Annotated in this window: 17 protein-coding genes; 8 read left to right on the forward strand and 9 right to left on the reverse strand. The window is 63.1% G+C overall.

Annotated elements, in window-relative coordinates; translation table 11 throughout:
* Positions 1-228 precede the first annotated feature (228 nt).
* From nqrM to M0534_RS11500, 8 genes are read right to left on the reverse strand one after another with little or no spacing between them, the layout of a single operon-like run.
* Entirely contained in the window at positions 229-417 is a 189-nt protein-coding gene (gene nqrM / locus M0534_RS11465) for a (Na+)-NQR maturation NqrM (RefSeq protein WP_248568574.1), read from the reverse strand.
* Positions 417-1,448 carry an FAD:protein FMN transferase gene (locus M0534_RS11470; RefSeq protein WP_248568575.1) on the reverse strand — a complete coding sequence of 344 codons (1,032 nt, stop codon included), beginning with the start codon at positions 1,446-1,448 and terminating at the stop codon, positions 417-419. Before M0534_RS11470 ends, nqrM begins: the two co-directional genes overlap by 1 nt.
* Positions 1,445-2,674, reverse strand: coding sequence for an NADH:ubiquinone reductase (Na(+)-transporting) subunit F (gene nqrF / locus M0534_RS11475; protein ID WP_248568576.1), 1,230 nt, complete (start codon positions 2,672-2,674; stop codon positions 1,445-1,447). The genes M0534_RS11470 and nqrF overlap by 4 nt, the downstream gene beginning before the upstream one ends.
* A 24-nt stretch (positions 2,675-2,698) precedes the next feature.
* Positions 2,699-3,319 (reverse strand): NADH:ubiquinone reductase (Na(+)-transporting) subunit E, encoded by a 621-nt coding sequence (nqrE, locus tag M0534_RS11480; protein ID WP_345894724.1) that lies wholly within the window; start codon positions 3,317-3,319, stop codon positions 2,699-2,701.
* Between the two features lie 15 nt (positions 3,320-3,334).
* Positions 3,335-4,003 carry an NADH:ubiquinone reductase (Na(+)-transporting) subunit D gene (locus M0534_RS11485; protein ID WP_248568577.1) on the reverse strand — a complete coding sequence of 223 codons (669 nt, stop codon included), beginning with the start codon at positions 4,001-4,003 and terminating at the stop codon, positions 3,335-3,337.
* Positions 4,004-4,014: 11 nt separating this feature from the next.
* A complete protein-coding gene (locus tag M0534_RS11490) occupies positions 4,015-4,812 on the reverse strand; it encodes a Na(+)-translocating NADH-quinone reductase subunit C (protein WP_248568578.1) in 798 nt (265 codons plus the stop codon).
* A gap of 3 nt (positions 4,813-4,815) precedes the next feature.
* Entirely contained in the window at positions 4,816-6,057 is a 1,242-nt protein-coding gene (locus tag M0534_RS11495; RefSeq protein WP_248568579.1) for an NADH:ubiquinone reductase (Na(+)-transporting) subunit B, read from the reverse strand.
* A gap of 1 nt (position 6,058) precedes the next feature.
* Positions 6,059-7,402: a Na(+)-translocating NADH-quinone reductase subunit A gene (locus M0534_RS11500; protein ID WP_248568580.1), complete on the reverse strand. Its 1,344-nt coding sequence runs from the start codon at positions 7,400-7,402 to the stop codon at positions 6,059-6,061.
* 475 nt (positions 7,403-7,877) lie between these two features.
* Between M0534_RS11500 and M0534_RS11505 the strand changes: the two genes are divergently transcribed.
* The 8 genes from M0534_RS11505 to M0534_RS11540 all read left to right on the forward strand — a co-directional run bounded on the left by M0534_RS11505 (position 7,878) and on the right by M0534_RS11540 (position 17,477).
* Complete coding sequence (locus tag M0534_RS11505) at positions 7,878-8,345, forward strand: CBS domain-containing protein (RefSeq protein WP_248568581.1); 468 nt, start codon at positions 7,878-7,880, stop codon at positions 8,343-8,345.
* Between the two features lie 69 nt (positions 8,346-8,414).
* Positions 8,415-8,921 (forward strand): flavin reductase family protein, encoded by a 507-nt coding sequence (locus M0534_RS11510; RefSeq protein ID WP_248568582.1) that lies wholly within the window; start codon positions 8,415-8,417, stop codon positions 8,919-8,921.
* A gap of 102 nt (positions 8,922-9,023) precedes the next feature.
* Positions 9,024-9,965, forward strand: a complete 942-nt coding sequence (rfaD, locus tag M0534_RS11515; protein ID WP_248568583.1) for an ADP-glyceromanno-heptose 6-epimerase — start codon at positions 9,024-9,026, stop codon at positions 9,963-9,965.
* A 310-nt stretch (positions 9,966-10,275) separates the two neighbouring features.
* Complete coding sequence (locus M0534_RS11520) at positions 10,276-11,196, forward strand: Kdo hydroxylase family protein (RefSeq protein ID WP_248568584.1); 921 nt, start codon at positions 10,276-10,278, stop codon at positions 11,194-11,196.
* Positions 11,196-11,924 carry a 3-deoxy-D-manno-octulosonic acid kinase gene (locus M0534_RS11525; protein WP_248568585.1) on the forward strand — a complete coding sequence of 243 codons (729 nt, stop codon included), beginning with the start codon at positions 11,196-11,198 and terminating at the stop codon, positions 11,922-11,924. Before M0534_RS11520 ends, M0534_RS11525 begins: the two co-directional genes overlap by 1 nt.
* Before the next feature lie 601 nt (positions 11,925-12,525).
* On the forward strand, positions 12,526-12,816 hold the full coding sequence (gene groES, locus M0534_RS11530) for a co-chaperone GroES (protein WP_248568586.1): 291 nt from the start codon (positions 12,526-12,528) through the stop codon (positions 12,814-12,816).
* Between the two features lie 58 nt (positions 12,817-12,874).
* Positions 12,875-14,527, forward strand: a complete 1,653-nt coding sequence (gene groL / locus M0534_RS11535) for a chaperonin GroEL (protein ID WP_248568587.1) — start codon at positions 12,875-12,877, stop codon at positions 14,525-14,527.
* A 985-nt stretch (positions 14,528-15,512) separates the two neighbouring features.
* Positions 15,513-17,477 (forward strand): polysaccharide biosynthesis protein, encoded by a 1,965-nt coding sequence (locus M0534_RS11540; protein WP_248568588.1) that lies wholly within the window; start codon positions 15,513-15,515, stop codon positions 17,475-17,477.
* A 277-nt stretch (positions 17,478-17,754) separates the two neighbouring features.
* Here M0534_RS11540 and M0534_RS11545 read toward each other — a convergent pair whose 3' ends face one another.
* Positions 17,755-19,008: a hypothetical protein gene (locus tag M0534_RS11545; RefSeq protein WP_248568589.1), complete on the reverse strand. Its 1,254-nt coding sequence runs from the start codon at positions 19,006-19,008 to the stop codon at positions 17,755-17,757.
* Positions 19,009-19,365: the final 357 nt, after the last annotated feature.

Consider the following 19,365-nt stretch of genomic DNA (forward strand, 5'->3'; position numbering starts at 1 on the left):
CCCTATCAACCACATCACCAGGCCGCTTGAACACCATGGGGCAAGACGGTATCTACAACTTTCGGTGGCCTTCGCGTAAAGCGCCCGCCGCCGCCTTTCCTGGTCCGAAACCGTCCTTGTCCCGCCAACAGACCACACCGCGCGGATCCGCTGCGCTTGATCCGCCCTACGACCTGGTCCGAACACCGAAAACCTTCCTGGTCCGAAAACGAGCGCGCTTTGCGCGGCTTACTTCTCCCTGGCCTCTTCACAGCGCTTGGGGTTGCCGCCGCAGATCTCGCATTCGGAGTCGACGCCGGTGGCGCCGATGCCGCCGCAGGAGCCCTTGATGGGTTTGTTGGCCAGAATGACGCCGATGGCCATGCCGGCAAACAGCAGGCCGAACAGGACGATGGCGGCGATGATTGTACTGAGCATCAGTCGTCCTCTTGCGGCAGGTAGGCAGCGAACTCGGGTGTCATGCGTTCCCTGACATCGTCATTATCGCGCACCAGCAGCAGGGCCGTCAGCCCCTGCTCGCGGGCGAAGCGATAGCCCGCCTCGGCGCCCAGGGCGGTAATCGCCGTTGCCAGGCCGTCGGCCATCTTCGCGTTGTCGTGCAGTACCGTGACTGACACTAGGTCCTGCGGCACCGGACGGCCGGTATGCGGGTCGATGGTATGGGAGTACTCCTGCTCGCCATCGACGAAGAAATTGCGGTAACTGCCGGACGTGGCCATGGCGACATCCACCGGTTCGATCACGGTGTGGATGTCGCGTGCGCCGGGGTCGGGACGTTCGATGGCGATACGCCAGGGTGCACCGCCCGGCTTGTCGCCACGGATGCGCATATCGCCACCGATACCGACCAGGTACCGGTCGATGCCACGTCCCTCCAGCACCTCGGCCAGCTGGTCCGCGGCAAAGCCCTTGGCGATGGATGACAGATCCAGATACACCTCACCGGGTTGAGTCAGCCGGCGGGTGTTCATGTCGAACTCAAGCTGCTGCCAGCCCACACGCTCGCGGGCCGCCTCCAGTTCCTCCTCGGGTGGTGCTTCAGTGCGTCGCCCGTCGGGGCCGAAGCCCCAGAGATTGACCAACGGGCCGACTGTCGGATCGAACGCGCCGTCGGTGGCCTCGGCCAGCTCCAGCGCGGCCATCAGGACCACGGTGAATTCCGGCGGCAACTCCAGCGACTCGCCGGCGGCAGACTGGTTGAAGCGGCTGAGGTGGGAATCCTCGCGATAGGTGCTCATCTGCGCGTTGACCGTCTCCAGGGCGGCCTCAAGGTCCTCGCGCAAGCCGTCCGTATCGGTGTCCGCGGTGACCACGAACTGCGCGGACCAGGTGGTGCCCATGGTCTGGCCGCTGATTTCCTGCAACTGATCCGCCTGGCCGCAGGCACCGAGCAGCAGCGCGCCGGCCAGCAGCACGCCGGCCAGGCGATGGGTGCGAACCAAGCTCACCCGCCGAAGTCGTCGAGCAGGATGTTCTCGGGCTCGACCCCCAGGTCGGTGAGCATCTTGATCGCCGAGGCGTTCATCATTGGCGGGCCACACAGGTAATACTCGCAGTCTTCCGGCGCCGGATGATCCTTCAGGTAATTATCGTACAGCACCTGGTGGATGAACCCGGTCAGGCCCTCCCAGTTGTCCTCGGGCAGGGGGTCGGACAGCGCCAGGTGCCAGGTAAAGTTCTCGTAGTTCTCCTGCAACCAGTCGAAATCCTCGACGTAGAACGCCTCGCGGTAGGAACGCGCCCCGTACCAGAAGGTGATCTTGCGTTTGCTGTTCAGGCGCAGCAACTGGTCGAAGATGTGCGAACGCATCGGCGCCATGCCGGCACCGCCGCCGATGAACACCATCTCCGCGTCGGTATCCTTGGCGAAGAACTCGCCGAACGGGCCGAACACCGTAAACTTGTCACCCGGCTTCAGGTTGAACACATAGGACGACATCTTGCCCGGTGAAACGTCCATCTTGTTTGGCGGCGGCGTCGCGATGCGGACGTTGAACTTGAGTATGCCCCGTTCTTCCGGATAGTTGGCCATGGAATAGGCGCGGACGATGGTCTCGTCGTTACGGCATTCCAGGTCGAAAAGACCCATGCGCTCCCAGTCCTCGCGGAAGTGGTCGGGGATGTCGAAGTCGCGGAACTTCACATGGAACGGCGGCGCCTCCATCTGCACGAAGCCGCCGGCGCGAAAGTCGACTTCCTCGCCTTCCGGCAGCTTCAGCACCAGTTCCTTGATGAACGTGGCGACGTTTTCGTTGGACATCACCTCGCATTCCCACTTGCGCACCTCGAAGAACTCAGGCGGCACGATAATCTTCATGTCGCGCTTGACCGCCACCTGGCAGGACAGGCGGTAGCCTTCGCGGACTTCCTTGCGGGTGAAATGGTCCTCCTCGGTGGGCAGGATGTCGCCGCCGCCCTCGACCACCTGGCAGCGGCACTGGCCACAGGTGCCGCCACCGCCGCAGGCCGAGGACAGGAACACGCCGTTGGCGGCCAGCGTGCCCAGTAGCTTGCTGCCGGAGGACGTCTTCAGGCTTTTCTCCGGGTCGTCGTTGATCTCGATGGTGACGTCACCGCTGCTGACCAGCCGCGCCCGCGCGGCCAGGATCACCAGCACCAGTACCAGCACGATGCCGGTGAAGGTGGTTACGCCAAACAGTATTTCGAAGGCCATACGCAATCCCCGAATGCCACGTCCCTACAACTGCACACCCGCGAAGGACATGAACCCCAGCGACATCAGGCCGACCACGATGAACGTGATCCCCAGGCCCTTGAGTCCGTCAGGCACGTCGCTGTACTTGAGCTTCTCCCGGATCGCCGCCAGCAGCACAATGGCCAGTGCCCAGCCGACCCCCGAACCGAAGCCGAACACCACGCTTTCGCCGAAGTCGTAATGCCGCTCGACCATGAACAGGCTGGCGCCGAGGATGGCGCAGTTGACGGTGATTAGCGGCAGAAAGATGCCCAGCGCGTTGTACAGCGCCGGCACATAGCGATCGAGGCCCATCTCCAGGATCTGCACCAGCGCGGCGATCACGCCGATGTAGCAGAGCAGCCCGAGGAAGCGCATATCCAGGCTTTCCAGCATCGGAATGCCGGTCCAGGCCAGCGCGCCTTCGTCCAGCAGGTTATGCAGCAGTAGATTGTTGACCGGCACCGTGATCGTGAGCACCACGACCACCGCGATCCCCAGGCCCAGCGCCGTCTGCACCTTCTTCGAGATGGCCAGGAAGGTACACATGCCCAGGAAGAAGGCGAGCGCCATGTTCTCGACGAACACGGCACGGACGAACAGGCTGAGATAGTGTTCGAACACGGCTCGCTCCTCTGCCTAGAAGGCCTCGCTGGTGCGGGTGTTGGGTGCGATCTTGAACGGCTCCTCCTCAACCTGCTCGGATTTCCAGACCCGCAACAGCCAGATGAAACCGCCGATCAGGATGAAGGCACTGGGCGGCAGCAGCATCAGGCCGTTGGTGTAGTACCAGCCGCCCTCGGTGACCGGGGTCAGGATCTCCACGCCCATCAGGCTGCCGGAACCGAACAGTTCCCGGTTGGCGCCGACGAACAGCAACACGATCGAGTAGCCCAGTGCGTTGCCGAAGCCGTCCACCGCCGACAGGAACGGCGGATTGTTCATGGCGAAGGCCTCGGCGCGGCCGAGGATGATGCAATTGGTGATGATCAGGCCCACGAACACGGAGAGCTGTCGGCTGATCTCGTAGGCGAACGCCTGCAGCAACTGGTCCACCAGGATCACCAGCGAGGTGATGATGGTCATCTGCACGATGATGCGGATGTTCGCGGGCACGATGCTGCGAATCACGCTGATGAAGAAATTGGACAGCGTGAGCACGAAGATCACCGCCAGGCACATGGTGATCGTGGTCTGCATCGTTGTGGTGATGGCCAGCGCCGAACAGATGCCCAGAATCTGCAGGGCAATCGGATTGTTGTTGAAGATCGGCTGGAACAGGACGTCCTTCGCTTTCGCTTCAGCCATGGTCTGCCTCCTCAGAACGCGCCGTTGTCGAGGGCGTCACCACCCCCGTATTCGGCGCGCGCCCGTTCGAGATACGGCCTGAAGCCCATCTCGCCCATCCAGAAACGCACCAGGTTGTTCACCCCGTTGGCGGTCAGCGTGGCGCCGGACAGTCCGTCCACCCGGTAGTCGGCATCCGGGGTGCCTTCGCCAACGCTACCCTTCACAACGCGCAGGGCCACCTCGCCGTCCTCGTCGAACAGCTTCTTGCCCTGCCAGTTTTCCTGCCAGCGCGGGTTGTCGATTTCGCCGCCGAGCCCGGGGGTTTCGCCGTGCTCGAAGAAGCCAATGCCGGCAATGGTGTTGGCATCCGGCTCCAGCGCCAGGAAGCCGTACATCGTCGACCACAGGCCGTAGCCGTGAACCGGCAGGATGATGCGGCGCACCTCGCCATCGTCATCCCGCGCCAGGAATACCTCGGCCACCCGCGCCTGCCGACGGATGCTGGCCGGATCAGGTGACACCGGGCGGCTGAGCTCCGGGTCGCGTGCCGCGCGGCGCTGGTCATAGTCGTCCGGCTGCTCGACGTACTCACCCGTTTCGATATCAACGAACCGCCGCTCCACGCCCTCGAAGGCCTGCCGCACATTCATGCCGGGCTCATACAGCCCTGCCGCCTGCAGCACATTGATCTGGCGATACTCCATGAAGTTGTCCAGCTGCAACGGCCGCAGGCCAACCGCCGAAGCAGAGACCACCACTGCACACACCAGACAGACCATGAATGCGACCCGCAGCGTGTTGGCTATGGATTCCTTGTCCTGGGTCATGCCTTACGCCTCCCTCCGCCGCATGCGGCGGCGGATGTTGGCCTGAATCACGAAATGGTCGATCAGCGGCGCGCAGAGGTTGCCGAACAGGATCGCCAGCATCACGCCCTCGGGGAACGCCGGATTCACCACCCGAATCAGCACCACCATGGCGCCGATCAGCAGGCCGAAGATCCATTTGCCGGTATCGGTCATGCTGGCCGAAACCGGGTCGGTGGCCATGAACACCAGACCGAAGGCGAAGCCACCCAGGCTCAGGTGCCAGTACCAGGGCATGTCGAACATCGGGTTGGTGTCGCTGCCAATGGCATTGAACAGCATCGCCAGGACGACCATGCCGAGGAACATGCCCAGCATGATCCGCCACGACGCAATGCGGGTGATCAGCAGCACCGCGGCACCGAAGCCGATGACCAGCAGCGAGGTTTCACCGATCGAGCCCTGGATGCCGCCAAAGGCGGTGTGCATCCAGGTCAGGTCCATCTCGTTGGCGGTGGCCGCGGTGCCGGTGAGGCCCGCCGAATAATCCAGTTCGCCGGCCGCGGCCAGTGCCAAGGGCGTCGCGCCGGAGAAGTCGTCCACCGCGGTCCAGACCGCATCCCCGGACATCTGCGCCGGGTACGCAAAGAACAGGAAGGCGCGGCCCACCAGCGCCGGGTTGAGGAAATTCTTGCCGGTGCCGCCGAAAATCTCCTTGCCGACCACCACCCCGAAGCTGATGCCCATGAACACCATCCACAGCGGGATCGTCGGCGGCAGTATCAGCGTGAACAGGATGCCGGTGACGAAGAAGCCCTCGTTCACCTCGTGGCCGCGTTTCCAGGCAAACAGCCCCTCCCAGATGAAGCCGCCCAGGTAGACCACGATGAAGATCGGGATGTAGTAGACCGCGCCGTGGAAGAAGTTGGACAAGGCGCTGTTGGGGTCGAAGCTGGCAAACATCACTACCAGGTCGGTGCGCCAGCCGGGGATCGGATCGTAGCCGAATTCGGTGATTTGCAGATTGGCCTGATAGCCCGCGTTGTACATGCCGAAGAACAGCGCCGGCAGGGCCGCGAGCCAGACCGTGATCATGACCCGCTTCAGATCGATGCCGTCGCGCACATGGGCGGTGCTGCGGGTGGTGCTCGACGGGCTGTACAGCATGGTGTCGAACATTTCGTAGAAGACGTAATAGCGCTCCAGCTTTCCGCCTTCGTGAAAATGCGGCGAGATGTTCCGGTCGATGAAGTTTCTCAGCCCCACATCAACCCTCCGCTTCAATGCGGGTCAGATTGTCCCGCAGGATCGGTCCGTACTCGTACTTGCCGACACACACGTAAGTGCACAGCGCCAGGTCTTCCTCCACCAGCTCAAGCGCGCCCAGCGCCTGAGCGGTTTCCATGTCGCCAACCACCAGCGAGCGCAGCAACTGGGTGGGCAGGATGTCCAGTGGCATGACCGTCTCGTACTGCCCCAGCGGCACCATCGCGCGCTCACTGCCGTTGGTTGTCGTGGTGAACGGAAAGCGCTTCCAGGGCATCAGGCGCGACAGGTAGATGTTCATCACCGAATGCCGCTCCAGGCCCGGTGACAGGTAGCCGAGCAGCTGGCGCCGGTGACCCTCGCGCAGCACCGAGACCTGATTGGCGAGACGCCCCAGGTAGGCGGTCGGACCCTTGGCGCGATGTCCGTTGAATACCGAACCGGAAATGATCCGGTTCTCGTCCGTTTCCACCTCGTTGGCGGTCAGGTCCTCCAGCGAGGCGCCGGCGCGGGTCTTGACCAGCCGCGGGTGTTTGACCTGCGGTCCGGCCAGGGCGACCACCCGGTCGGTATGCAGGCGACCCCCGGTGAACAGCCGGCCGAACGCGATCACATCCTGGTAACCGACCACCCAGACCCGGTGTTGCATGTCCACCGGATGCAGGAAATGTATGTGCGTGCTGGGGTTGCCCGCGGGATGCGGCCCGCCGAAAGTCTCTTCGCGAATCTGCTCGTCGGCGAAGGACGGCAGCCTGGAATCCGGTGCGCGACAGACCCAGACCGGGCCGTCGGTCAGCCGCGACAACACGGTCAGGCCGTCGCGGAAGGACCGTTGCTCATCGGCGATGATGATGTCGGGGTTGGCGGCCAGCGGATTGGTGTCCATCGCCGGCACGAAGATCGCCTCGGGAACACTGCCCACCGGCGGCACCTTGCCGAACGGCCGGGTGCGGATGGCGGTCCATTCGCCGGATTCCACCAGCTGGTCCTGAACCCGTTGCCGGTCCAGGCGGGAGAGCGTTGCCGCATTGTGCGCGGTAAAGCTTTCGTCACCGTCGCCGGAGAGCTCGATCACGACGGAGAGCAGTACGCGGCGTTCGCCACGGTGGATGGCGCTGACACGACCGGCACCGGGTGCGGTGAAGCGGACGCCCTCGTTCTTTTTATCTTCAAATAACGGCTGCCCGCGCCGTACGCGATCACCCTCGCGAACCAGCATGGTGGGCTTCAGGCCCGGGTAATCCCGGCCAAGGAGCGCAACGGAGCGTACCTTCTGCCCCCGCTCGATTCCCTGGCGCGGCTCACCTGCAATCGGTATGTCCAGCCCTTTTCGGACTTTGATCATCGGTTTGTCCCAAGGCTTTATTGTCGGCGCTGTGCGCACGCGTTATGGCTTGGTTCGGTCTCTCCAGTCCCCGCCGGGGCGCTCCTCAACACCCCGTGACGCAGATGCGGTGCGATCTGGTTCTGTCTCGTCCCTCCGTCAGTTGTGGATCCTTTTCACTCGCACGACCGAACCTTGGCGGATCGTGCCTTGCCATCTGGCAGGATTCCGCCAAGGCCATGAATGGCCGCCGACTTTCCCGGACCGTGTGGTCTCCGTCGCGACGGCCGCTTCGGCTCCCGCAGGCATCAGTGTTGCCATGATGGACTGCCGGCATGCCTCAGGGTCAGTATGGTCGACCGAGCCGGTCTTGCCAGTCTGGAAACGTGACCCAGCTGGCAATTGCGCGATGCGGGTACCGGGGGAAGCATCGAAATCACGGCTGGGCTATGCTGTGCAAAAACCCTGGACGTGCAGGGAGGGGGAGCAAGTAACGATGGAAACACCGCTGTCTGTAGTGATGACCGAGAAAGCGGCGCTGCTGGCGGAGCGAGGCGACACGCTCTATAGCGTTGGGCCTGACACGCCCGCGAAAGATGCGATTGCGATGATGTGCGACGCCAATATCGGCTGCGTCGTCGTGTTGGAGAACGACAAGCTTGTTGGCATCTTTTCGGAACGCGACGTCATGCGCCGGGTTGCCAATGAGAACGTCAAGCCGGATGGCTTGCTGGTGCGCGACGTGATGACCGCGGACCTGGTGACAGTGCGGCCGAACAGCACGGTCGAAGAAGCCCTGGTGGAGTGCACCGACCGGCGTATTCGCCACCTGCCCGTGGCCGAGGAGGGCCAGTTGCTGGGCCTGCTTTCGATTGGCGACCTGGTGCGCTACGTGGTGAAGGACAAGGATCGGGAGATTGCCGATCTGGTGGATTACATTCACGGCCATCAGATTAAGGTCTGACGCCCTGCCGCGAGTGCCTTATTGGTGGTACGGTTCCGGGTCGTTTCAACGGATCCGGAACCGTCACTGATGACAGACGTCGATGCTTCCTGTCTGCGCCAGGCGCTGGGTGCATTTGCCACCGGCATCACCGTGGTGACTGCGCGTGGCACCAACAACCGCCCCATTGGCATGACGGTGAACAGCTTCACCACCGTCTCGCTGGACCCGCCGCTGGTGTTGTGGAGCGTGGGTCGCGACGGAAACTCTGCCGACGAGTTCGTCGCCGCCGATCACTATGCCGTGCATGTGCTGCACGCCGGGCAGGAAGACCTGTGCGTGCAGTTCGCGCGCAATACGGATGAGAAATTCGTTGGCCTGGAAACCGAGCCGGGCCTTGCCGGCCTGCCATTGCTGAAGGATTTCACCGCGCGCTTTCAGTGCCGGGTCGAGCAGCGGCTCGACGGCGGTGACCACATCATCCTGCTGGGCCGCGTCCTGGAACTGGAGCACCGACCAGCCGAGCCCCTCATCTTCTGCAACGGGCAACTGCTGCGCGCCGAGCGGTCGCTGCCCTCCCGCGGAAACATCGACTGATTCCGCACTGGAGAACACTTGCTTGACTCGCCGCAGGCGTGCGAATAAATCAGCGTTTCCTTAAACTTCGCAGAAATACTCAAGCTCCGACGGATCAACCTTATGCTGATTGTCACAGGCGGCGCCGGCTTTATCGGCAGCAACATCGTCCACGGCCTCAACCAGAAGGGGCGGGACGACATCATCGTCGTCGACAACCTGACCCGGGGTGAAAAGGCCCTGAACCTGGCCGACTGCACCATCGCCGACTACTACGACAAGGACGAGTTTCTGCGCATCATCCGTGACGGCGGCGGCTTCGGCCGCATCGACGGCGTGCTTCACCAGGGTGCCTGTTCCGCCACCACCGAGTGGAACGGCAAGTACATGATGGAGACCAATTTCGCCTTTACCCGGGAGCTGTTCCACTGGTGTCAGGACCGGCAGATCCCGCTGGTCTATGCCTCCTCGGCGGCCACCTATGGTGGCGGCCGGGAATTCCGTGAGGAGCCGGCCTGTGAGCGACCGCTGAACGTCTACGGCTACTCCAAGCTGGCCTTCGACCAGTACCTGCGCCGCCACATGGATGCCTTGACCGCACCCGTGGTGGGCTTGCGCTATTTCAATGTCTACGGGCCGCGGGAGCAGCACAAGGGCAGCATGGCGAGCGTAATCCACCACTTCCGCAATCAGCTTGCCGAGCACGGCAGGGTGCGGCTGTTCGAGGGCTGCGATGGGTATGCGGACGGTGAACAGGAGCGGGATTTCGTTGACGTGCGCGACTGCGTTGCGGTCAACCTCTGGTTCCTCGAGCATCCGGAAGTCAGCGGCATCTTCAACCTCGGCACCGGCAGAGCGCGCCCGTTCAATGCGGTGGCCGAAGCCACGCTCAAGTGGTACGGCCGTGGCGAGATCGAATACATTCCGTTTCCCGAGCATCTGAAGGGCCGCTACCAGAGTTACACCCAGGCCGACCTCACGGCCTTGCGCGCCGCCGGTTGCGACCACATCTTTTATGACGTGGAACAGGGAGTTCCGGCTTACCTCGATGCGGTCTCTGGCTAAGCAGGCCAGCGGGTACCGCGCCTGCCACCGTAGGGTGGGTCAAGCGAAGCGGACCCACGCGGTGTGATCTGCTGGCAGGACGATGCAGGTTTCGGATACGAACGGTGTTAGGACAAACCGGGTCAGGGGCGAGCATCGGCGCTGGCGGAGAGCCCGTTGCCCCGATCCTGACGGATTACACTGCGTGCCTTCGCTGCGCTTAAGGCACCCTACGACCCCGGACGCCCGGCCTGGCGTAGGGTGGGTCAAGCGAAGCGGACCCACGCGGATTTCAGCAGTCAACGCGCCACCGGGCGCATGGAGCACCACGATGAGCAACCCGATTGTTGATGTCACCGCCGAGGCGTACGCCAACCCCGGCGACCAGTTCGAACGGGCGCTGGAGGACGGCCGCATCCTGCGGTTCGAACCCGGCATGCTGCCGCTGCCGTCGGAGGATGACCTGAACTTCCTGCGCGAGGAGGTCGGCGCCCTGATCACGCTGAAGAACATCAGCTATCACCCCGACGGCGACTACATCACCGGCATGAAGAAGGTGGGCGATACCGAGCAGCGGCTGCGCGCCATCCTGCGCAACTACAGCGACACCGTGAACAGCTTCCTTGGCGCGGCGCTGCCGCATTACGCGGTGAGCTGGCACCAGCAGAAGGTCAACTTCCGCCCGGTGCAGGAGAAGGGACGGCAGATCAAGCGTCATTCGAACAACGAACTGCTGCACGTCGACGCCTTCCCGGCCGGCGCCACCCACGGCCGTCGCCCGTTGCGCTTCTTCACCAACATCAACACCAGCGAGCCCCGCATCTGGCGTATTGCCGAACAGTTCGACCAGTTGTACGCCGCCTATGCGAAGGAGGCCGGCATCGACACCAGCATGTCGGTGCGCGGCAACGCGGCCGAGCGGGCCTGGTCCGGAGCGCTGGCCGGTCTGGCCCGGCTGGGGCTGCCGCAGCTCCAGGTGATCGGTGACACCTCGCCCTACGACCGGGCCATGCGCAAGATGCACAACTGGATGAAGGATAACGATGCCTTCCAGCAGGATCCGGGCAGGGGCGAGGAACTGGCGTTCCAGCCGTTCGAGAGCTGGGCGGTCATGACCGACGCGGTCAGCCACGCGGCGCTATCCGGCCAGCATGCGCTGGTGGCCACCTATTACGTCGAGCTGGATGCCTGCCGGCTGCCGGAGCGTGCGCCCTACAACGTGGTTGCGCGCGGCGCCGATCAGGCGGCCTGATGCAGGCGGCGGAGTTCCGCGACGGCCGTTACCGCTACATCTACGATCAGTCCCTGCCGGCGCCGCCGGCGGACTGGCTGTTCGAGCCGGCGACGCTGGCGCAGAACGATCTGGTGCTGGAACAGGGCGGGGGCCGCGGCACCGTGATCTTCATTTCCGACCCTTACCAATCCGGCCGGCAGTGGGCTTTGCGGCATTACATGCGTGGCGGCTCGGTGGCCCGCATGTTCGGCGATCGCTACCTGTGGAGCGGGTTGCATGACACCCGCGCCTGGCGTGAATGGCACTACACCTCGCAACTGTTCGATGCCGGCCTGCCGGTCGCGCGGCCGGTCGCCGGTCGCGTGGTCCGCGAGGGTCCATTGTACCGGGCCGACTTCATCACCGTCCGCGTCCCGGGCGCGGCCTCGTTTGATGACCTGCTCAGCGCCGGCGAAGTCCCCCTGGAGACCTGGTCCGCCATCGGCAGGACCATCCGCCGCTTCCACGACGCCGGCGCCTGGCACAGCGACCTCAACAGCAGGAACATCCTGGTCGGCCCTGACCCGGAAACCGTGCACATCATCGACTGGGATCGCGGTGAGTGGCGCACCGGCAACGGCAAGGAATGGCGTGACGCCAACCTGGACAGGCTCAAGCGCGACCTCGAAAAACGCCTGCGCATCAAGGACGTCTGGGCCTACACCCCCCAGGGCCACCAGGCCCTGCTCGACGGCTACAAGTCATAGGCCAACAGGCAGGCCGACCGGATTCAACCACCCCGCCAACGGATCACACCGCGCGGATCCGCTGCGCTCGATCCGCCCTACGCGGCCCCAAGCGGCACCGGGCCCTGGGTCGTCCGAAAACCTTACTTGTCCGAAAACCGTCCTTGTACCGCCCCCGAATTACACCGCGCGGATCCGCTGCGCTCGATCCGCCCTACGCGGCCCCAAGCGGCACCGGGCCGTAATCGGGATTCGTAGGGTGCATTAAGCGAAGCGAATGCACGCGGTGTGATCCGCCCCGATCGCGGCAACGCGCTCTCGGTTACCACGGCCGCCAGCCCTCACCCCGGCCTTGTCTGGTCCGAACACCCCCCATGTCCGAAAACCTTCCTTGTCCCGCCAACGGATCACACCGCGCGGATCCGCTGCGCTTGATCCACCCTACGGCCACCACCGGGGCCAACACCCGCCGCGACTCAACCTTGTCCGAAAACCTCTCTGTCTCCACACCTATTGACACATGACATGCCCTGACTATCATTAGCACTCACTAACGGGGAGTGCTAACAGTGCGATCCGTAGCTTTCAGGAAACATGTTCCAACATCCAGGAGAGAGTTCAGATGAACATTCGTCCACTGCATGATCGCGTGATCATCAAGCGCATGGAAGAAGAGCGCACCAGCCCGGGCGGCATCGTCATCCCCGACAGCGCCACCGAAAAGCCGATTCGCGGCGAAGTGCTGGCCGTGGGCAAGGGCAAGACCGCCGACAACGGCGACGTGAAGGCCCTGGACGTGAAAGTTGGTGACAAGGTGCTGTTCGGCAAGTACTCCGGCACCGAAGTGAAAATGGATGGCGAAGAGCTTCTCGTCATGCGCGAAGACGACATCATGGCGGTGATCGAGGGCTGATCGCACTCTCCCGCCCCGCATGATTTCGTATTAACCGTATTCAGAGGATTAAACGACCATGGCAGCAAAAGACGTACGTTTTGGTGATGACGCCCGGCATCGCATGATCGCCGGTGTGAATGTCCTGGCCAATGCCGTGAAGGCCACCCTGGGCCCGCGCGGCCGCAACGTCGTACTGGAGAAGAGCTTCGGCGCCCCGACCGTGACCAAGGACGGCGTGTCCGTGGCCAAGGAAATCGAACTGCAGGAAAAGTTCGAGAACATGGGCGCGCAGATGGTGAAGGAAGTTGCCTCGCAGACGTCCGATGTCGCCGGTGACGGCACCACCACCGCCACCGTGCTGGCCCAGTCCATCCTGAAGGAAGGCCTGAAGGCGGTTGCCGCCGGCATGAACCCGATGGACCTGAAGCGTGGCATCGAGCGGGCCGTGACCGCCGCCACCGCCGAGCTGAAGAACCTGTCCAAGCCCTGTGAAGATCACAAGGCCATTGCCCAGGTCGGCACCATCTCCGCCAACTCCGACCACAGCATCGGTGAAATCATCGCCGAAGCCATGCAGAAGGTCGGCAAGGAAGGCGTCATTACCGTGGAAGAGGGCTCCGGCCTGGAAAACGAGCTGGATGTCGTGGAAGGCATGCAGTTCGACCGCGGTTACCTGTCGCCCTACTTCATCAACAACCAGCAGAGCATGGCCGCCGAGCTGGAAGACCCGTACATCCTGATCTGCGACAAGAAGATCTCCAACATCCGCGAACTGCTGCCGGTGCTGGAAAACGTCGCCAAGGCCAGCCGTCCGCTGCTGATCGTCGCCGAAGACATCGAAGGCGAAGCGCTGGCCACCCTGGTGGTCAACAGCATCCGCGGCATCGTCAAGGTTGCTGCGGTCAAGGCCCCGGGCTTCGGTGACCGTCGCAAGGCCATGCTGCAGGACATCGCTGTGCTGACCGGCGGTACCGTGATCTCCGAGGAAGTGGGTCTGACCCTCGAAAAGGCCACCCTGGATGACCTGGGCCAGGCCAAGAAGGTCAACGTCACCAAGGAAAACACGGTTGTTGTCGACGGCAAGGGCCGTAACGAAGACATCAAGGGTCGTGTCGACCAGATCCGCGCCCAGATCGAGGAAGCCACCTCCGATTACGACAAGGAAAAGCTGCAGGAGCGGGTTGCCAAGCTCGCCGGCGGTGTTGCCGTGATCAAGGTCGGTGCTGCCACCGAGATGGAAATGAAGGAGAAGAAGGCCCGCGTGGAAGATGCCCTGCACGCCACCCGCGCCGCCGTGGAAGAAGGCATCGTCCCGGGTGGCGGTGTCGCGCTGGTTCGCACCATTGCCGCCATCGAGAAGGCCAAGGGTGACAACAAGGACCAGGACACGGGTATCTCCATCATCCGTCGCGCCATCGAAGAGCCGCTGCGCACCATCGTCGGCAATGCCGGCCTGGACGGCGCCGTGGTCCTGTCCAAGGTGCTCGAAGGCAAGGGTAACTACGGTTACAACGCCCAGACCGACGAATACGGCGACATGGTCGAGTTCGGCATCCTGGACCCGACCAAGGTGACCCGTACCGCGCTGCAGAACGCCGCGTCCGTCGCTTCCCTGATGATCACCACCGAATGCATGGTGGGCGAGCATCCGGAAGAGAAGGGCGGCCATGATCACGGCGGTGACATGGGCGGCATGGGCGGAATGGGTGGCATGGGCGGCATGATGTAAGCCGCTTCACCCAACGCCCCACGAAACCCCGCTCCGGCGGGGTTTTTTTATGCGCGCGTGGAAGGTGTAGTGGTAATCGAAAGCCTGTTGCCGTCCGCGTTACGGATCACACCGCGTGCATTCGCTGCGCTTAATGCACCCTACGAAAACCGCGCCGGTGCGAGCCGCGTAGGGCGGATCGAGCGCAGCGGATCGGCGTGGTGTGATTGGGGTCGGGACAAGGAAGGTGTTCGGGCAGGAAGGTGTTCGGACCCGACAAGGCCGGGGACGGGCGTTGGCCGCGGAGGCGGGCGTAGGGTGGGTCAAGCGCAGCGGACCCACGCGGTGTGATCTGTTGGCGGTATGGATCAACACGGCCTCCTGCCGGTGAGATCTGATGACGGGACAATAAAAGGTTTTCGGACAAGGACATGGTGCGGACGAGGCAGGCTCGGGGCGGACGTTGGCGGCGGTAATCGAAAGCCTGTTGCCGCGGTCATGGCGGATCACACCGCGTGCATTCGCTTTGCTTAATGCACCCTACGACGAGCGTGTTTCGTTGCGTAACGGCGCGGGGATGCGGCGTTGGACCCGTCAATCGTCGCCCGGGTTTTGGTGGGACGGCCGGATACCGGCACAAGAAGCACTGTGAAGCCATCCCTGACAGCCAGATGATCCCATCCTTGGGATCACCTTTCCTTGCCGATATCCGGCCTAGCACTATTCATAGTTGATCCTTTTTTTCAGTGCAATACTTTCTGTTAATACTTTGGGGTTACTCCCGGACAGTTGGCGCGGTTCCGCCAGCGCAGACTGAAGCGTCCGCGGGGTCTGGAGCCCGATTAAAGCGGATCACACCGCGTGCATTCGCTTCGCTTAATACACCCTACGATGGAACATGTGGTTCCGCTGGCGGTTTTTTTCTGCGTTTCTACCTGGCGTCACCTATCGGAACCGTCATCACGGTGTAATAATTGCGCTCGTCCACCGCGTTGCGCCGTGAATCATGAGCCTGACTGCCCGACTCGCGAAACTGCCCCGGCCGGCAAAGAAGTCACTGATGGTGGCCACCGATCTGGTGATGCTACCCATCGCCGTATGGGCCGCCTTCATGCTGCGCCTGGGCGAGGCATTCCCGCCGGTACTGGTCGAGTTGTGGTGGCTCCTGATAGCCGTGCCACTGCTGAGTCTGCCCTGTCTGGCTTCAACCGGTCTGTATCGCTCGGTTGTGCGCTACATGGGTCCGCAGGCCGTGTGGGCCGTGGTCAAGGGCACCACCGTTGCCGCAATCTGCTTCGCCGCGCTGGTTACGCTGGCGCGGCTCGACGGCGTGCCGCGCACCACGTTCTGGCTTTTCTGGATGATGGCGCTGCTGGGTGTCGGTGGCACCCGGATACTGGCCCGCATGTGGTTCCAGTCTGCGCTGCGCAGTGTTCGGATCCGGCGTGAACCGGTTGCCGTGTACGGCGCGGGTAATGCCGGGGTCCAGCTTGCCGCAGCGCTGGAGAGTGGCCGTGAGTACCAGCCGAAGGTGTTCGTTGACGATAACCGGTCGATGCAGGGCACGCTGGTCAACGGGCTGCGCGTACACCATCCGACCGCCCTCAAACACCTGATTCAAAAGCACCGAATCAGTAGCGTACTGCTTGCCCTGCCGAGCCTGTCGCGGCACCGCCGGCGCCAGATTGTCGAGAGCCTGGAAGAGTTGCCGGTGCAGGTGAAGACGGTGCCGACGGTCACCGATCTGGTGGCTGGCCACGCGCGCATCGACGATATCCGCGAGGTCGGCATCGATGACCTGCTGGGGCGGGATCCGGTGAAGCCGTCGATGAAGCTGCTGAACCGCTGCATCAAGGATCGTCGTGTTTTGGTAACCGGCGCTGGCGGCTCCATCGGGTCGGAGCTCTGCCGGCAGATTCTGCGCCGCAATCCGCGCACGCTGGTGATGCTGGATCAATCCGAGGTCGGGCTGTACCAGATCGAACGCGAGCTGGAGGCCATTGCCACGGTCGAATCGCTTGATACCAGCCTTGTGCCGCTGCTGGGCAATGTCCAGGACGAGACGCGTCTTCGTCGGATCATGAAGGAGTTCGCAGTCGAGACCGTGTATCACTCGGCAGCGTATAAACACGTGCCCATTGTCGAGCAGAACCTGCTTGAGGGCGTGAAGAACAACGTGTTCGGAACCCAGGCGGCGGCCTCGGCGGCAATTGCCTCGGGCGTACGCTGGTTCGTGCTGGTTTCCACGGACAAGGCGGTTCGGCCGACCAACGTCATGGGTGCCAGCAAGCGGCTGGCGGAACTCACCTTGCAGGCACTCGCCGCCGACACCGGGTCACGCACCGTATTCAGCATGGTCCGGTTCGGCAACGTGCTGGACTCCAGCGGATCCGTGGTGCCGATTTTCCGGGATCAGATCCGCCGCGGTGGGCCGGTGACGGTTACCCATAGGGACATGACGCGGTACTTCATGACCATCCCGGAGGCCGCGAGCCTGGTGATTCAGGCGGGTGCCATGGCACAGGGCGGGGATGTGTTCGTGCTGGATATGGGCGAGCCGGTGAAAGTGCTGGATCTGGCGCAGCGCATGATTCGCCTGAGCGGTCTGCAGGTACGGGACAAGGGCCATCCCGAAGGCGACATCGAGATCAAGTTCACCGGTATCCGCCCCGGCGAGAAACTGTTCGAGGAACTGCTGATAGGCGAGAACGTCACGGGCACCGATCACCCGATGATCATGCGCGCGAAGGAAAAACGCCTGCCGAAATCGGAAATCGACCGCGTGATGGCGGAATTGCGGCAAGCCGCCGAGACGTTCGACTGCAACGCGGCACACCTGGTGCTGCAACAGGCGGTTGACGGTTTCGACAGTCGTCATGGCGTCAGTGACACCTTGTGGCGCCAGTCATTGAGTACCACCCCCGAGGCGGTGATCCCCTTCCCTGCTGACCGCCATAGCCGCGTCGATTAAAGATTCGCGGACGCGGCGGATCCAACCGGCGAGCCCCGCACCGGCGCGGTTTTCGTAGGGTGCGTTAAGCGCAGCGAATGCACGCAGTGTGATCCGAATCGGCGATGGGAAACCGCCTGACGGCTCCACGCCAACTCATTCGGTGGGATCCGACTTATACCGCAGAAGCCCAGCCCCTTGGGGCGATCCCGCGGCAAAGTCGCCGGCAAACACTAAACAACGCAAAAAACGGCGGCCCGAAGACCGCCGCTTTCACTCTCACATGAAGTAGTGCCGGTCAGTTGCCCAGCAGGCCCCCGAGTAGATCATCGATCAGACCACCGAGGATGCCGTCCACCAGACCAAGCAGGTCGGCCAACAGGTTGCTGTCAGCTTCCAACAGGTCCCCCAGGACCTCGCCGAGCGGACTGTCGTTATCGAGGATGTCTTCCAGCAGTCCCGCATCCAGCAGGTCCAGCGCGTCCGTCCCCAGCAGGTCTTCGACAACACCTTCCACCGATTCGGTCAGCGTCTCGAGAATCTGATCCGGATCACCGCTCTGCAGCGCCGCGCCAACATCGTCCAGGATCGCCTGGACGCCGGCCAGGGCATCGTCGTCGACGATGTCATCGAGTTCACCGTCGAGTCCCAACACGTTGTTGAGTAGACCGTCGAGCAAATCCTCGATCAAAACGCCGGTGGCTTCGAGCACATCCCCGAAGAACTCGTTGCCGTCAATCAACTCGACCACCGCAATGGTGTTCAGGACCGTGGTGTTTACGACTTCGATCAGGTTTCGGTAAAGGTCGGCAGTTTCCTCGTTGCCCGCGATCTCAGCCCGCAGGTCCTCGGTCAGAACGGAGAGCTCCTCAAGCACCTCCTGCAGCGCATTGACAGTGGTGATGTCCGCGAACGTGTCTCCGCGCGCGAAGAGGATCAGATCGTCAAGGCTATCGAGCCCGATGTCGTCGATCTCATCCGGCGCAGCGACCATCTCGCCGCAAGTCCCGCTTCCGCCGAGGGCCAGCAGCAAGCCGTCCAGGAACCGGTTGGTGGCGACATCCAGTTGCCGCCCGGCATCCACTGCCGCCTCGTCCAGATCGGCGACGTTCTGCTGATGCTGATAATCGCCCAGAAATGTGGCAAGCAGCGCGTCCGGCGAATCGACCAGCGCCGCAAGCCCCTGCGAAATGCAGACTGTGCCGTCGGCCAGGTCGTCTTCCGCGCCGGTACCGGTATCCAGATCGCGGATGATTCCCTCGGCAAGAATGTCTTCGAGCAGGAAGGCCGTCAGCGTCTGCGCCGGGTCCAGCGGCCCGGCGAGACCTTCCGGCGCATCGCCGTTGTCCCCGTCGCCATTCTCGCCGTTGCCGTTGTCGCCACCGTTATCGCCGTTGCCGTCCAGGCCGTCATCGCCATTCTCAACCTGGCCATTGTCGTCGCCGCTCCCGGACGAGCTGCTGCCGCCGCTGCTGCTGCCGCCGCATCCGGCCAGTGCGAGCGGCACGGCCAGTGCAAGGCAGAGCAGTAGGTATCGAACAGATGTATTCATTGTCCCCACCCCTGTTTTCGTTTTCCGTTAGCCAGCGTGTCAGCTGACACGCTTAAGTCCGACGCTATACGGAGGCGGGCCGTTTGGATGCGCCTACTTTAGGGGTCGATCGAAAGGCGTAATCCCGACAACAAATTGACGCTTTGCCAAAGAGTTACGAGCAAGGCCAGGCAGGACAAGGGGTGGCCGTCAGCCGCCAGACCACGGCCAGGCCGCGCACAATGGGAGTGCAGGGGTGAGACGTACGTCTAAAGTATTGCGGACACCGCGCGGGTCCGCTGCGCTTGATCCACCCTACGAAAGCTTGGCCGGCTCGGGCCGCGTAGGGTGGATCAAGCGCAGCGGATCCACGCCGTG

This window comes from Methylonatrum kenyense (assembly GCF_023195885.1).
GTDB lineage: Bacteria > Pseudomonadota > Gammaproteobacteria > Nitrococcales > Aquisalimonadaceae > Methylonatrum > Methylonatrum kenyense.